Raw genomic sequence first — 14,843 nt, forward strand, 5'->3', positions numbered from 1 at the left:
TATGCAAGTTATAGAAACTAAAATATATGGCGCCAAAATCATTGAGCCGAAAGTATTCGGTGATGCTCGAGGATTCTTCCTGGAAACATTCGAAAAAAGACGTTATCAGCAGATGCTGAATATCGATCTTGATTTTGTCCAGGACAATCATTCCCGTTCAAGTAAAGGCGTGTTGAGGGGATTGCATTTCCAGCGCACCAACCCACAAGGGAAATTGGTTCGAGTTGTGTGTGGCGAAGTTTTTGATGTCGCCGTTGATATCCGTCCTGAGTCACCAACTTACGGTAAATGGCACGGCGTTATTCTTTCAGAAGAAAACAAAACTCAGTTCTGGCTACCCCCAGGGCTTGCCCATGGCTTTGCTGTTTTATCTGATACTGCTGATTTTGAATATAAATGCACGGATTACTATAACCCACAGGATGAAGATTGCCTGCTGTGGAACGATCCGGAAATTGGTATTGAATGGCCGGAGTTCAACCCAATATTGTCTGAAAAGGATAAACAGGGAAAACTGTTCAGAGATTTAAGATAATGAAGATATTACTTACCGGTGCAAAAGGCCAACTAGGTCGCTGTTTTCAGGATCGCCTTCCACCAGAATGGGAAATCCAGGCAACGGATGCGGATGAGTTAGATATCACGGATATCGAACAAGTCAGACAAGCGGTAGAGCAATTCCAGCCGGATACTATTGTAAACGCGGCCGCATATACTGCTGTTGATAAAGCAGAATCAGAACCCTTGCTAGCAGAATTAATCAATGTCACCGGCCCGGCAAATTTAGCAACTGTTGCACACGAAAACAAAATACGTCTGGTACATGTTTCAACCGATTATGTTTTTGATGGCAAAGCTACACACCCGTACACCGAAAACAGTCCTACAAACCCATTAAGTGTATATGGCAGAACCAAGCTAGCCGGTGAGCAAGCGGTAATGAAAGCGGCATCGGATTCGATTATTGTTCGCACTGCATGGGTGTTTAGTGAGTATGGCAATAATTTCGTAAAAACGATGATCCGACTGGCGAAAGAGCGAGACAAACTTAGTATTGTCAGCGATCAACGTGGGTGTCCTAGCTACGCCGGTGATATTGCATTGGCTATTATTACACTATTACAACAGCAGGCCGAAAAAGGCATTTATCATTATTGTGGTGATGAAGAAGTAAGCTGGTATGAGTTTACTAAAGTAATTTTCAATATTGCCAAAAAGAAAGGCGTTATTAAATCTATACCAAGTCTAGCACCTATAACGACACAACAATACCCTACACCGGCTAACCGCCCCAGCTATTCAAGCCTGAATTGCTCAAAAATTAGAAAACTTAATATTGTTCTGTCTGATTGGGAAAACCGGCTTAAAGATATTATTACCGAGTAGACATTAGCCTGCTTTATTCAGAATAAATAAAGCAGGCTAATTTTATTAATCCGAACCAAAGAGATCTCGGGTATAAACCTTTTCACAAACATCAGATAATTCTTGCGACATTCGATTAGAAAGAATTACATCTGATAATTGCTTAAACTCAGCTAAACTCTGAATTACTCGAGAACGGAAAAAAGAATCTTCTTTCAATTCTGGTTCATAGACAACCACTTCAATTCCCTTTGCCTTTATACGTTTCATTACTCCTTGAATAGCTGAAGCACGGAAATTGTCTGAGTTAGACTTCATAACTAAACGATAAACACCAACAACTTTTGGATTACGACTAATGACTGAATCAGCAATAAAATCCTTACGTGTCCTATTCGCCTCAACAATTGCATTAATTAAATTATTAGGAACACGGGCATAATTGGCTAACAACTGTTTTGTATCTTTCGGCAGGCAATAGCCACCATAACCAAAAGATGGATTGTTATAGTGACTGCCAATACGCGGATCTAGGCCGACACCTTCAATGATCTGCTTAGTATCTAAGCCATTAGTTTGAGCGTAAGTATCCAATTCATTAAAATAAGCTACACGCATTGCCAGATAGGTATTGGAAAATAATTTTATGGCCTCAGCTTCTGTTGAGTCTGTAAACAATACTGGCACATTTTTCTTGATTGCACCTTGCAGTAATAAATTAGCAAATTTATTCGCCCGCTCAGAACGTTCTCCCACTACAATACGGGATGGATAAAGATTGTCATAAAGCGCTTTACCTTCTCGTAAAAACTCAGGAGAGAAAATAATATTTTCAGTATTAAATCTCTGACGTAATTTTTTTGTATACCCGACAGGAATCGTTGATTTTATTACTATTACAGTCTCAGAAGAGATTGATAGTACATCCTGAATCACAGATTCTACAGATTTTGTATTAAAATAATTCGTTGTAGCATCATAGTCAGTTGGGGTTGCAACAATAACAAACTCTGCATTTTTATATGCCAAAGTCTTATTCGTTGTTGCTTTAAAATCAAGTTTCTTATTCTTAATAAAATCGTCTATTTCATTATCATCAATCGGCGAAACACCTTTATTAAGCATCTCTACTTTTTTATCAACGATATCTAGCGCAATAACTTCATTATTCTGCGCTAACAACATAGCATTCGATAAACCGACGTATCCGGTACCTACAATCGCAATTTTCATTTTCAAATCACATTAATCCAACATGAAATAGTAAGTAAAAACCATAGCAGAAAATAATAGAAGATATTTCTAGCATAATACTATATTCTCAGAAGACGAGATTTAGGATTGATAAAAATCGCGATACCAATCGACAAATGCCTGAACACCTTCAACAACTTTCACCTGTGGACGATAATCTGTTACTGCAAACAATCCATTTGTATCAGCATAAGTCTGATATACATCTCCCGCCTGCATAGGCATAAAATTCTTTTTCGCTTCAATTCCAAGCGCATTTTCCAGTGCAGTGATAAAATCCGTTAGTTTTACTGGGCTTCCGTGTCCAATGTTGTACACATTATACGGTGCCGAACTAGTAGCTGGAGAACCCGTCTCAACTCTCCATGACGAGTTAGCCTGAGGCACAACATCAGCGACACGCACCACTCCCTCCACTATATCACTGATATAAGTAAAGTCGCGTCGCATGTCTCCATGATTGTAAATATCAATAGGCTTACCACTAAGGATATTTTTCGTAAATTTGAATAGAGCCATATCTGGACGCCCCCAAGGACCATACACAGTAAAGAAACGTAGGCCTGTTGTGGGTAAACCATACAAATGCGAATAGGCATGGGCCATAAGTTCATTAGATTTCTTGGTAGCAGCATACAACGACACTGGATGATCTACACTATCTTCGGTAGAGAATGGAGTCTTGTTGTTAAGCCCATATACTGAACTGGACGAAGCGTAGACAAGATGCTCTACCTTATGATGGCGACACCCTTCAAGTACATTCACATATCCCATAAGATTACTCTGGGCATAGGCCATCGGGTTCTCTAGCGAGTAACGAACTCCAGCCTGTGCTGCCAGATGGATTACTCGGTCAAAATTTTCAGAAGCAAACAACTCATTCATCGCAGATGTATCAGAAATGTCCAACTTCTTAAAATGGAAATTGCTCAGAGCAACCAGTTGAGCCAAACGCGCTTCTTTAAGCGATACGGTGTAATAGTCATTAAGGTTATCCACACCTACAACATCATGGCCACTTGAGCATAATGACTGGCAAACATAAAAACCGATAAAACCGGCCGCACCGGTAACAAGATATTTCATTAGATAGCTCTCATACTTAATATTAGACAGAAAACATTGTCATTTCTCAAACACGACACATATCATAGAGATGTTAAATAGTATGGAAGTGGAAAATTAATTTAATACACTATCATTTTTCTATCATTAAATTCGTTCCACTTCCCATCAATATAATCACACATCTCTTTACAAAATCGCTCAGAAGAAAATCGCAATGCATTCTCTCGACAATGATTTGGGTTTATTTGTAAATGTATACTTTCAAATTTCTCAACCGCAGATATAATTGATGCGACATCTTGCTTCTCAAAAAAAATTCCCGTTGCTTTATCTACCCCAAAAGGTCTAACTGTCTCCAAGGCACCTCCTTTACCAAAAGCAATCACTGGCGTTCCACATGCTTGAGCTTCTACGGGAGTAATACCAAAATCTTCTTCAGCAGCAAAAACAAATGCTTTAGCTTTTTGCATATATTCCAGCATAATACTATTAGGTTGATAGCCTAATATTTCTATATTCTTTGATGCTTTTGATTTCACTTTTTTCATTTCTGAGCCATCGCCAATAACCACTAATTTTCTATCAGGCATATAGCTAAAGGCTTCAACAATCAAATCCATTCTTTTATAAGGAACCAATCTTGATGCGGTAAAATAAAAATCATCTTTTTTATCTTGAAATGTAAATCTATCTATATCAACAGGTGGATATATTGTATCCGCATCCCGTCCATATACTTTTTTTATTCTACGCGCAATAAAATTAGAATTAGCAATGAAATGGTCTACTCCATGTGCAGTACGGTAATCCCAGATTCTGATTTTATGCAATAGTAATCGTGCTAATTTCCCTTTTATTCCTTTATCTAGCCCTGTTTCTCTTAAGTATTGATGCTGTAAATCCCAAGCATAACGAATTGGAGAGTGAATATAGCTAATATGTAACTGATCTGGTCCTGTCAAGACTCCCTTAGCGACAGCATGACTACTAGAAATAATAATATCATGTTGTGAAACATCAAGCTGTTCAATAGCTAATGGCATTAGAGGTAAATATTTTTGATAATGCGCTTTAGCACCAGGCAGACGTTGAATAAAAGTTGTTATTGCCCTTTTGTCATGGAATAAACCTCTTGCATCATCAGAAAGATAGTCTACTACTGCGTAAAGCTCTGACTCTGGATATATATTCAATAAATCTTTTATAACTCTCTCAGCACCTGCATAAGTTACCAGCCAATCAGCAACAATACCGATATTAACGTTTTTCACCATGATATTCTCTTGGACGACACCTGTTATTAATTTAAGTATAAAATCATAAACACTAATAATCAACAATCTAAAATATTGATAATATATTTATAAGGCTTATAATACTTAATAAGCAGTTTCGCTCACAAAGCCTTTAAAAACAGTTAAAAAAATTATTTTAATATCAAACCAAATACTCCACTCTCTAATATATTCAAGATCATATTCAACTCTTTTTTGCATTTTTTCCAGTGTATCTGTTTCTCCGCGCCAACCATTAATCTGAGCCCAACCAGTAATTCCCGGTTTCATTTTGTGACGCAACATATACCCTTCAATCAAATCTCTATACTGCTCATTATGTGCAACAGCATGTGGTCGAGGCCCAACAATTGACATATGACCAAATAACACATTAAAGAATTGAGGTAGCTCATCAAGAGAAGTGCGCCGTAGAAAGCGGCCAACACGAGTAATGCGCACATCATTTTTCGTAGCCTGTTTAACAAACCCATCATTCTCCATCACCGTCATAGAACGAAACTTCCAGACTTGGATTGGTTTCCCATCCATTCCATAACGTGTTTGTCGAAAAATCACGGGTCCAGGAGAACTAAACTTTATAACACAGCTAATCAAAAGTAATAATGGTGAAATCAAGATAAGTATAAGAGTGGAAAAAACTATATCTTCTAAACGCTTAAAGAGCATATTAATACCACTCATAGGCGTATCAAATAAAGGCACGACTGGGACACCGTTAACTTCTTCGGTACGAGATTGAAGAATATTAAATGTAAAAACATCTGGAATTAGCATTACCGAGCAGGTTGTATTTGTAAGATTTTTTACTACATATTTTATCTTTTCTTCATCCCCCATACTCATAGCAATGTATATACGATCTAATTTCCCCTGACGGGCATCATCAATCAAGTCATTAAAATTTCCGACATAGCGAATTCCACTATCTATTGATAAGGGACGATCATCGTAGACCCCCTCAACAACGAATCCTAGCCAAGGCTCCTCGTTAAAACTACGAGCCAAATTTAACCCTGCAGGCAAGGATCCTACTATAGCAACTTTTCTGGGGTTATACCCCATTCGTCTGAGGACACCGGCACTGAATCGGATAGCCAATCGACAAAGGATTATTCCAACACATACCACTATATACCACTGAATAAAAAGGGTAAAACTAACTTTTAAAGTTGGTAAAAATGAAACAATCCCTGCAGTAAAGACTATACTCAATGTCCAATTTCGAAAAATAAGATTAAACTCTGTTGAGAGTTTAACTCCTCGCCAAGATCTATAAAAATCCGTTATTCCACCAATCATTTGAAAAACAACCAGAGAAACCAATGCTACTAGCATATAATTATAAATAAATTGCTGTTCATTAATCAGGCATAAAAAATACAGGCCTGAAAACATAATAAAAATATCTGAAAAACGCTGCGCTATAGAAATCAACGATGCGTTAGTTTTAGAGCGAACCCTATTATTTCGAGGTGTCATAGCTAAACCATCTATGTAGTATTAGGCCGTTGAGTATACGAGACATTATAAATGTTAGATAAATTGCGCAGTAAATACTGCGCAATTCTTTTATTGATTTAACAACTTTAATATTTCTTTAGTTTTTTCTTGCATCAAAACTATATTATTTCTCGATTCAACATTCAAGCGAACTACTGGCTCAGTATTTGAGCTACGAAGATTAAAGCGCCATTCGGGATACTCAATACTAATTCCATCTGTATAATCGATAAATAAAGCATCTTCTTGGTATGCAGATAATACCCTTGCAATCGCCTCATTAGGATTGTCTAGCACGCTATTTATTTCCCCTGAGGACGGATAAATCTCAACACGGTCATTGACTAGTTCTCCCAAAGACTTACCTTTAATGCAAAGTAACTCGGCAACAAGCAGCCAGGGAATCATACCACTATCACAGTAAGCAAAATCCCGAAAATAGTGATGAGCGCTCATTTCACCACCATAAATAGCATCTTCCTTACGCATTCTTTCCTTGATAAATGCATGCCCGGTTTTAGACATAATTGGGATACCACCCGAATGTGTGACAATATCAACCGTATTCCAACTCAAACGAGGATCATGAATAATCTTAGAACCGGGATACTTCTCAAGGAAAGCTTCCGCTAATAGACCAACAATGTAATATCCTTCGATGAAGCTTCCTTTTTCATCAAATAAAAAACAGCGATCGAAATCGCCATCAAATGCGATCCCCATATCTGCTTTATGAGCAATTACAGCATCCGTAGTATCTTGACGACATTCCGGTAGTAAAGGATTAGGTATTCCATTAGGGAAATTTCCATCAGGATTATGATGCACTTTTATCAGTTCAATAGGTACACCGGCACTTAACATGCGTTGCTCTATTTCATCGATTACATGTCCACCTGCGCCATTACCAGAATTTATAACTAATCTAAGTGGCCGATTAAAATTATTGATATCGATAAAACTCATTAGTTTATCTACATAAGGCTCAATCACAGAAACTTTCTTATAAGTCCCTCGTATTTCAGTATTTGTAACCGGAGGAAATTTATTTTTCTCAGCTAAACACTGGATATCTCTCAATCCTGTATCGCCACTAATTGGTTTAGATTCCTCTCGAACAAGTTTCATTCCGTTATAATCCATAGGATTATGGCTAGCAGTTACCTCAATCCCACCATCAACTTGCAGGTAAGAAGTAGCAAAATAGATTTCTTCTGTACCAGATAATCCAATATCAAGTACATCTGTACCTGCATCTTGTAAGCCCTTTGCTAATGATAACTTAAGTGATTCACTTGTCAGACGAACATCGCTCCCCAAAACCATTTTTTTAGGTTTAAGGTATTCGCCATATGCACGACCAATTCGATAAGCGATATCATCATTTAACTCTTCACTAAGTCTGCCGCGAATATCATAAGCTTTAAAACAAGTTAATTTCACAGATATATCCTATTCGATAAAATTAAACACGACCATAATGATCTTTGATACGAATAATATCATCCTCACCAAGATAAGAACCCGACTGAATCTCAAGTAGTTCCAAAGGAATTTTTCCTGGATTCTCCAGCATATGTGACATACCTATTGGAATAAATGTCGATTGATTTTCTGTGAGTAGGTAAGTTTTTTCATCTAATATAACTTGAGCTGTACCTGACAAAACAACCCAATGCTCAGCACGATGATGATGCATCTGCAAAGAAAATTTCCCACCAGGCTTTACAGTAATGTGATTAACATTATAGTGAGGTGTATTGACAACAGTATCGCTACGTCCCCATGGTCGGTAAGATTCACGGTGACACTTGTATTCACTTCGTTTATTTTTTTTCAAAAACTCGACGACAGACTTCACATCCTGTACATGGGACTTATCAATAACAAGAACAGCATCTTTGGTATTCACTATTACTAGATTTTTTACACCAATAGCAGCAATAAGTTTCTCATCTGTATTGATATAACTGTTATTGACATTAAGTAAAAAGACGTCACCATTAACGGCATTACCATCCTGATCTTTATCCGATACTTCCCAAAGAGCAGACCATGATCCAACATCATTCCATCCAGCATCTAGAGGAACAACCATCGTATTGCAGGTCTTCTCCATTACTGCATAATCTATAGACTCACTGGGACACATTTTAAAACATTCTTTATTAACACGAATAAAATCTTGTTGTTCATCTTTTATTGGCTGCTCAATAGATCTCTGACAGGCTTCAAAAATATCAGGTCGATATGTATTTAGCTCAGATAAAAAACTCTTTGCTCTAAATAAAAACATACCGCTATTCCAATAATACTCTCCACTTTCAACATATTGCCGAGCAGTTGATAAATTGGGTTTTTCTACAAAGCGTTGCACACGAAATGCAGATGAATTTCCATTTTCTTCTTGAATTCCTCTTTGAATATACCCATAACCAGTCTCGGGACTTGTTGGCACAATGCCAAATGTTACTAATTTTCCTTGTTCAGCAAAGGGAATTGATGATTGAATTGCCTGATGAAATATAGAAATATCTTCGATAACATGGTCAGCGGCTAATACCAATAATAAAGGATCATCATCATTTGATGTTGCATTCAATGCAGCTAATGCAACTGCTGGGGCTGTATTGCGTCCTACTGGCTCAAGAATAATATTATTGGAAAGATGTCCAATTTGACGTAGCTGTTCAGCTACAATAAAACGATGCTCTTCATTGCAGATGATTAATGGGTTCAAAATATCCAGTCCATTGAGACGTAAGATCGTGTCTTGTAACATGGACCGCTCACTACTCAATCTCAAAAATTGTTTAGGATATAACTCACGTGACATAGGCCATAATCGACTACCGGTACCGCCAGCCATGATTACAGGAAGTATCATAATTACCCTCAATATATAATAACAATCACATTGAACATATTATTCCCATTAATGGGGATAACATTCCAAAATCAACTCTCATATTTTTTTGGTAGTAATGTATTTAATTTTTCAGCAGAACTCATCCAAGAAAACCGAAGAATATTATTACAACCTAATATCTTTAGTGTATTCCTCAAATCATCATCATTATTAGCCATATTTAGAGCTGAGATTATATCTTCCTTAGAATCTGGTTCAAAATAAAGAACACTATCACCTAAAACTTCCGGTAATGAAGCGCGATTTGAAGATATAACGGGACATCCACATGCTTGTGCCTCAAGAGGAGGAATTCCAAACCCTTCATAAAAAGAAGGGAAAACAAAAAACTTAGCATTTTTATATAAGTTAACTAACGTCGTATCATCCACACGACCTAGAAACTCTATACGTTCATCGCCATCACCGCCTGTTAGAATCTTAGCAAAATTACCCGAATTACTGCCTATTATTTTTAGTTTCAGATTTAAATTAGCACTCAAAAAAGACTCAATTAAGCCATGAAAATTTTTATGATAGTTCGGTGATGATACAGTGAGCGCATACTCTTCGGTCAATAAATTAGACTGCACAGATTTTTCTTGGTTAAATAAATTACTTACTGCATTATTTATAACATGAATTTTGTTAGGATCACATTTATAATAAGACGAAATCTCTTTCTTTGAAAATTCACTAACAGTGATTAAATCTCTACTATTTTTAATCATTATTGGTGATAGAATACGATAGAAGAGTCTAAATGAAAAAGAAAAACTCTCAGGATATCTAACATAGGTTATATCATGATGTGTTGCTATTTGATTTTTGTAAAAGGCTGGCGCTGTATTACATAAATTTATAAGAAGAGGTTTCCCCTTCCTTTTCAGATATAAAGGTAAAGAAATTTGTTCCCAAAGATGACCTTTCAAACCGGGAACAACTTCAATATTAAAACCTTTATTATATTTACGTTTATTTAAAAAGTCATTCTCTGGGACCAAAAAAATAAGGTCATCCCTAAGTTCAACCAGCTGGGAACTTATCTCTTCAGCAAAACGTTGCACCCCAGTGACATGTTGCGTCATAAAACGACCATTAATATATATCACTATAAAAACCTTCCCATGTTATCCATTATAATTAACAACAAATAATAATAAACATCTAAAGTATATTTATCATAATTAGCAGATTAATCTTCTAATAACGCTTATATAACAAAGATAAATCTTATATTATTTTTCTATAATTCTTGCCGGATTTCCTATTACAACACTATTAGCCGGAATATCTTTTATCACTAGAGTCGAAGCGCCAATAATTACATTATCTCCAATTTTCACATTTCCAACAATAACGCTATTAGCATAAATAGTGACATTATTCCCGATTATAGGATAACTTAGGCCATCTTTAAACTTAGAGCCTATTGTGACCCCCTGATAAACACGACAATCATATCCGAGGACAACGCCTTTCCCGATAACGATACCAAATGGATGAGGTAATGTAGTTCTACACTTACATAACGTTCTTAAACCTATAGTCAGTTCATTATATAATGCAATTCGTCCATCATTAAAATAAACCATACAGTAAATGATTTTAAAAAACTTCACAAACAATAAATAAACCCCTCTTATTAAATTGCGCATTTTTCCTCCTATTATCATTCACCATTACCAATTGATCGTACATTATCGGGGGTATTTACTTTTTGGTACCATTCATCAAATGAATAATTCTTACCCATATTCCACTTAATTTTTATTAATTCATTATTATCATTAATGCCGATGTGATATTCTTTATCAGAAGTGTCTTTAACAATTACGTTTTTATTTTTTATTAACGATAATAGCTTTTTTAATAGTATCGCAGATTCTTTCGGTTCAGCATGTTGAGTAAATAAACCAAACCAATGCTCTCTGTTAAATAAATCATTCCCATCATCAATCAGATCATACCACCAAATCCCTTTAATAAAGTCTCTTGACTTTACCAATAGAGTATATTTTATGACATCTTGAGCAGCCTGACTTTGTTTAACGCCTCCAGCTAATACACTGGTTGGATAGCCCATCTCTGTAATATATAAGTTTACATTTTTTCCTGTGATAGATTTTATTTTACTCTCAAAATCATCAATATATTTAATGTTATTTTCTGGATTATGAAAACTTCTATTTGGATGATTAAATGAATAAGGATGGATGGATATCCCATCTACGTACTCAAGTAATCCTTTCTTTATAAGTTCAAGTATCCAGTCAACCTCCGCAGGTTTCAATGGATTTATAGAACCTGTCATTAAGATAGCATCAGGATCATTTTTTCTTATTTCCTCAGAGGTGCGTTTAACTAAATACATAAAAATATCATTAGATGGGATTGATCTTTTTTTTTCTACATCCACACCTGTACCCAGAAGCCATTCATTCCAGATTTCATAATATTTTATTTTGCCTTTATATTTTTTAGAAACCCATGAAACATATTTCAAGAATTCATCTACCTCTTTTTGGTTTCTTGGATATCCGTTACTTGTATAAAATTTGTTACCATACCCTAATACAAACAGGACATTAATTTTTTCCCTTCCATTGGAAAATATACTATCTAATCCTGCAATTTTTTCAGAAATAGATAGATTTCCCTTCTCCCTCTCAACAGCATTCCATGAAAAACCATCACGAAATGAAGAAAAGCCATAATTTTCCATTAGCTTGATATATTTTTCTGGATTTTCTGGATAGTTAGCAATGTGAGTACCAACTCCAATTTCAAATTCGGTGGCGTTGGCAATCATAGGGTTAATTATTAATGTGGATAAATAAAAAAAAATAACAGATAAATAGCGCATTTGCTTTTCACCTATAAATTAATAACTTCAAGGATAATATAAACTCGATACAATCCACTTTCTATCAATAATATTTAAAACACACATGACTTTTATTACATTGGTCATCAGCATTAATAAAATTTCATTTAATATAATGACTCATACTCTCTATATATATCTAATATTTTATTTTTATCAAAATTAACATTTTTTATTTCTTTTATCTTTTCTAATCCGTCAAAAAGTTCATCAGTTAAAGAGCATATTACGCCGTTAGTGCCATCTATTATTTCATTAATACCACCAGGATAATTATTAGCAAGTACAGGTGTTCCACAAGCTAAAGACTCTATGACAACATTTGGATAGCCTTCCCATCGTGAACTAGAAATAAAAACATCAGCTTGCTTCATTATTGCGTATGGATTATCTGTTGATGGTATGAAAGTTACCTTGTCGGATAACTGCAAATCATTTGTCATCTTTAACAAATCAGATTTATCTTCGCCTGTACCTATAATAGTTAAATGGTAATTATCGTTCTTTATATTTGAGAATGAAGTTAAAAGTAAATCATACCCCTTCTGATATGTTAAACGTCCGATAGTCAATAAATTTATTTTATCCTTAGGAAAAGAGAAATCAGCTTGCTGCAAAGACATTTTTTGAATTTTAAGATAATCAAGTGGATTATTAATTTTTACAATTTTGTCTTTTGGTACTTTCATTTTCAAAACGAGGTCTGACATCATATCATTACTTTGTACTATTATAGAGTCATAATTTTTATAAAAATAACCATATAATAGTCTAGCAATAGAATTTCTCTCATATAGACTAGGTAAATTTGATTCTCGTGCTATTTTTTTTACTTTTCTTCCCATTAAAAACAAAAATGGAGAAAGAAAAGCATTCGCAGTGCCATCACTAATTAGCAAGGTATCTATGTTATTTTCAAAACAGCATTTTCTGATGCCGTATATTATCCTGTGTAAATTATATCTAGCTCTACCTTTCACATTTAAATAAAAAACAGGAACATTAGAATTTAGCTGTGATATTAAAGAGTTTCTTTCCTCAATATCAGAATATAATAATAGGTGTGGCTTGTATTTAACTCTGTCAATATTATTTATCAAATTTAGAATAACTCTTTCCGCACCTGTTCGACCCAAAAAAGGAATAATAAAAAGAACATTTTTCATATTTATAACCAAAAAAATAGTTGAAAACCTTGAGATTGAACTGACTAGTTGCCCGCTTCACCTTTCATCGTTTTAAATACCCCCTTAAGACATGGCATACCAAAAGTGACGATCGAAAAAAACTGAAAATAAAAACAATCTCTTGTCTTCTTAGAGAATAAATTACTTATCCACGCAGCAACAATTTGACTGATTAATGATGAATATGCTGCACCGATAATTCCATACTTAGGTATAAATATAATGTTCAAAATCACATTAATACCAAGTCCATAAAGTGCACGATATACTCTTAAGTATGCTATATTTCTGATAATCAGTATATTACTACTTACGGTCCCTAGAGAAGAAATCACATTTGCAATTACAATAATATAAATAACATGAATAGCATCGTAATATCGTTCTCCGAAGAAATAACTAATCATCCATGGTGTCAAACAAACCACAAAAGCACCCGAAAAAAAAGTAAAAAAATGAGTCACGTGAAAATATTGCTGTATATTCTTTTTATCACAATTATTGGCAACCATCGGGAAGAATGATGCAGCAATTGCCATAGGTATAAACATATAAGCATCAGAAATTCGTACTGCAACATTAAATTTGGCGACTTCTTCAACTCCTAACATTTTTGCTATCATAAACTGATCTATACGCGTATAGATCATAACAATCAATGTTGAAATAAAAATAGGGAATGATTGCTTTAGCAAATTTTTTAGAATTAAAATATCAAAAAATTTTATTTTTAATAAAATGCCTTCTTTTTTAGAAACTATATATATCAACAAAAATGAGAAAAGATAGTCCAAAAAGAATGACAATGCATAGTAGAAAATACCCAATTCATAATAAATAAAGCTTATTTTTATAATTGATGATATTAAAAGTGCTATTATACTAGTTTTAGTTATTACAGATGATTTTGATATAGCCTGATAATAAGAATAATAAATAGTTTGAACCTGGAATATTATACTTAATGAAGATATAATAAATACATATTTATATATAGCTTGATATTCACTGTATATTAAAAAAACTGAAAAGCCGGAAATCACTAATAATGATAAAGCAAATCTAAAAAAGATAGATGTGGAAAAGATTTCATTTGTTTTTTTAGATATTGAAAACTCTTTAATAAGAACGTTATCAAATCCAAAAGATACAACACCAATCAGAAGCGACATTATTGTTTGAGATAGAGAAAACATCCCAAAATCATATATAGTGAGTTTTTGGGAAACAAGAGAGAAAAACAAGAAGACAACTGACAATCTTATTATTTTTTCAGCAAGCACCCAACATGTATTTATGACGTACTTCTTCATAAAAATATTCCCATGCTGAATATTCAGCATAAAAAACTTCATTCGATACAAGATTGCAAT

The 14,843-nt window shown here is 34.7% G+C and carries 13 protein-coding genes; 2 read left to right on the plus strand and 11 right to left on the minus strand.

Going from position 1 to position 14,843, the window contains the following annotated elements; all coding sequences use genetic code 11:
- Position 1 precedes the first annotated feature (1 nt).
- Positions 2–535 carry a dTDP-4-dehydrorhamnose 3,5-epimerase gene (rfbC, locus tag NC856_RS03850; RefSeq protein WP_264089117.1) on the plus strand — a complete coding sequence of 178 codons (534 nt, stop codon included), beginning with the start codon at positions 2–4 and terminating at the stop codon, positions 533–535.
- Positions 535–1,386, plus strand: a complete 852-nt coding sequence (rfbD, locus tag NC856_RS03855; protein WP_264089118.1) for a dTDP-4-dehydrorhamnose reductase — start codon at positions 535–537, stop codon at positions 1,384–1,386. The genes rfbC and rfbD overlap by 1 nt, the downstream gene beginning before the upstream one ends.
- A 45-nt stretch (positions 1,387–1,431) precedes the next feature.
- Here rfbD and NC856_RS03860 read toward each other — a convergent pair whose 3' ends face one another.
- From NC856_RS03860 to NC856_RS03910, 11 genes are all read right to left on the minus strand, one after another.
- Complete coding sequence (locus tag NC856_RS03860; RefSeq protein WP_264089119.1) at positions 1,432–2,598, minus strand: nucleotide sugar dehydrogenase; 1,167 nt, start codon at positions 2,596–2,598, stop codon at positions 1,432–1,434.
- A gap of 102 nt (positions 2,599–2,700) precedes the next feature.
- Positions 2,701–3,708, minus strand: coding sequence for an NAD-dependent epimerase (locus NC856_RS03865; RefSeq protein WP_264089120.1), 1,008 nt, complete (start codon positions 3,706–3,708; stop codon positions 2,701–2,703).
- A 101-nt stretch (positions 3,709–3,809) separates the two neighbouring features.
- Positions 3,810–4,964, minus strand: a complete 1,155-nt coding sequence (locus tag NC856_RS03870; RefSeq protein WP_264089121.1) for a glycosyltransferase family 4 protein — start codon at positions 4,962–4,964, stop codon at positions 3,810–3,812.
- Positions 4,965–5,069: 105 nt separating this feature from the next.
- Entirely contained in the window at positions 5,070–6,467 is a 1,398-nt protein-coding gene (gene wcaJ, locus NC856_RS03875; RefSeq protein WP_264089122.1) for an undecaprenyl-phosphate glucose phosphotransferase, read from the minus strand.
- 90 nt (positions 6,468–6,557) lie between these two features.
- Entirely contained in the window at positions 6,558–7,937 is a 1,380-nt protein-coding gene (gene cpsG, locus NC856_RS03880; protein WP_264089363.1) for a phosphomannomutase CpsG, read from the minus strand.
- A gap of 16 nt (positions 7,938–7,953) precedes the next feature.
- Entirely contained in the window at positions 7,954–9,375 is a 1,422-nt protein-coding gene (locus NC856_RS03885; protein WP_264089123.1) for a mannose-1-phosphate guanylyltransferase/mannose-6-phosphate isomerase, read from the minus strand.
- 71 nt (positions 9,376–9,446) lie between these two features.
- The gene (locus NC856_RS03890) at positions 9,447–10,484 is read right to left on the minus strand and encodes a glycosyltransferase family 4 protein (protein WP_318841716.1); all 1,038 of its coding nucleotides are present in this window, start codon (positions 10,482–10,484) and stop codon (positions 9,447–9,449) included.
- Between the two features lie 150 nt (positions 10,485–10,634).
- Complete coding sequence (locus NC856_RS03895; RefSeq protein WP_264089125.1) at positions 10,635–11,054, minus strand: serine O-acetyltransferase; 420 nt, start codon at positions 11,052–11,054, stop codon at positions 10,635–10,637.
- Between the two features lie 14 nt (positions 11,055–11,068).
- On the minus strand, positions 11,069–12,262 hold the full coding sequence (locus NC856_RS03900) for a cellulase family glycosylhydrolase (protein ID WP_264089126.1): 1,194 nt from the start codon (positions 12,260–12,262) through the stop codon (positions 11,069–11,071).
- A gap of 128 nt (positions 12,263–12,390) precedes the next feature.
- Entirely contained in the window at positions 12,391–13,449 is a 1,059-nt protein-coding gene (locus NC856_RS03905) for a glycosyltransferase (RefSeq protein ID WP_264089127.1), read from the minus strand.
- Positions 13,450–13,493: 44 nt separating this feature from the next.
- A complete protein-coding gene (locus NC856_RS03910; RefSeq protein ID WP_264089128.1) occupies positions 13,494–14,783 on the minus strand; it encodes a flippase in 1,290 nt (429 codons plus the stop codon).
- Between the last annotated feature and the right edge of the window lie 60 nt (positions 14,784–14,843).

The organism is Brenneria izbisi (assembly GCF_025840185.1).
In the GTDB taxonomy this organism is placed as follows: Bacteria; Pseudomonadota; Gammaproteobacteria; order Enterobacterales; family Enterobacteriaceae; genus Brenneria; species Brenneria izbisi.

Bases quoted from the DNA above. Each gene is read 5' to 3' on its own strand.
- rfbC (WP_264089117.1), top strand. From the start codon at position 2: ATGCAAGTTATAGAAACTAAAATATATGGCGCCAAAATCATTGAGCCG.
- rfbD (WP_264089118.1), top strand. From the start codon at position 535: ATGAAGATATTACTTACCGGTGCAAAAGGCCAACTAGGTCGCTGTTTT.
- NC856_RS03860 (WP_264089119.1), bottom strand. From the start codon at position 2,598: ATGAAAATTGCGATTGTAGGTACCGGATACGTCGGTTTATCGAATGCT.
- NC856_RS03865 (WP_264089120.1), bottom strand. From the start codon at position 3,708: ATGAAATATCTTGTTACCGGTGCGGCCGGTTTTATCGGTTTTTATGTT.
- NC856_RS03870 (WP_264089121.1), bottom strand. From the start codon at position 4,964: ATGGTGAAAAACGTTAATATCGGTATTGTTGCTGATTGGCTGGTAACT.
- wcaJ (WP_264089122.1), bottom strand. From the start codon at position 6,467: ATGACACCTCGAAATAATAGGGTTCGCTCTAAAACTAACGCATCGTTG.
- NC856_RS03885 (WP_264089123.1), bottom strand. From the start codon at position 9,375: ATGATACTTCCTGTAATCATGGCTGGCGGTACCGGTAGTCGATTATGG.
- NC856_RS03890 (WP_318841716.1), bottom strand. From the start codon at position 10,484: ATGACGCAACATGTCACTGGGGTGCAACGTTTTGCTGAAGAGATAAGT.
- NC856_RS03895 (WP_264089125.1), bottom strand. From the start codon at position 11,054: ATGCGCAATTTAATAAGAGGGGTTTATTTATTGTTTGTGAAGTTTTTT.
- NC856_RS03900 (WP_264089126.1), bottom strand. From the start codon at position 12,262: ATGCGCTATTTATCTGTTATTTTTTTTTATTTATCCACATTAATAATT.
- NC856_RS03905 (WP_264089127.1), bottom strand. From the start codon at position 13,449: ATGAAAAATGTTCTTTTTATTATTCCTTTTTTGGGTCGAACAGGTGCG.
- NC856_RS03910 (WP_264089128.1), bottom strand. From the start codon at position 14,783: ATGAAGAAGTACGTCATAAATACATGTTGGGTGCTTGCTGAAAAAATA.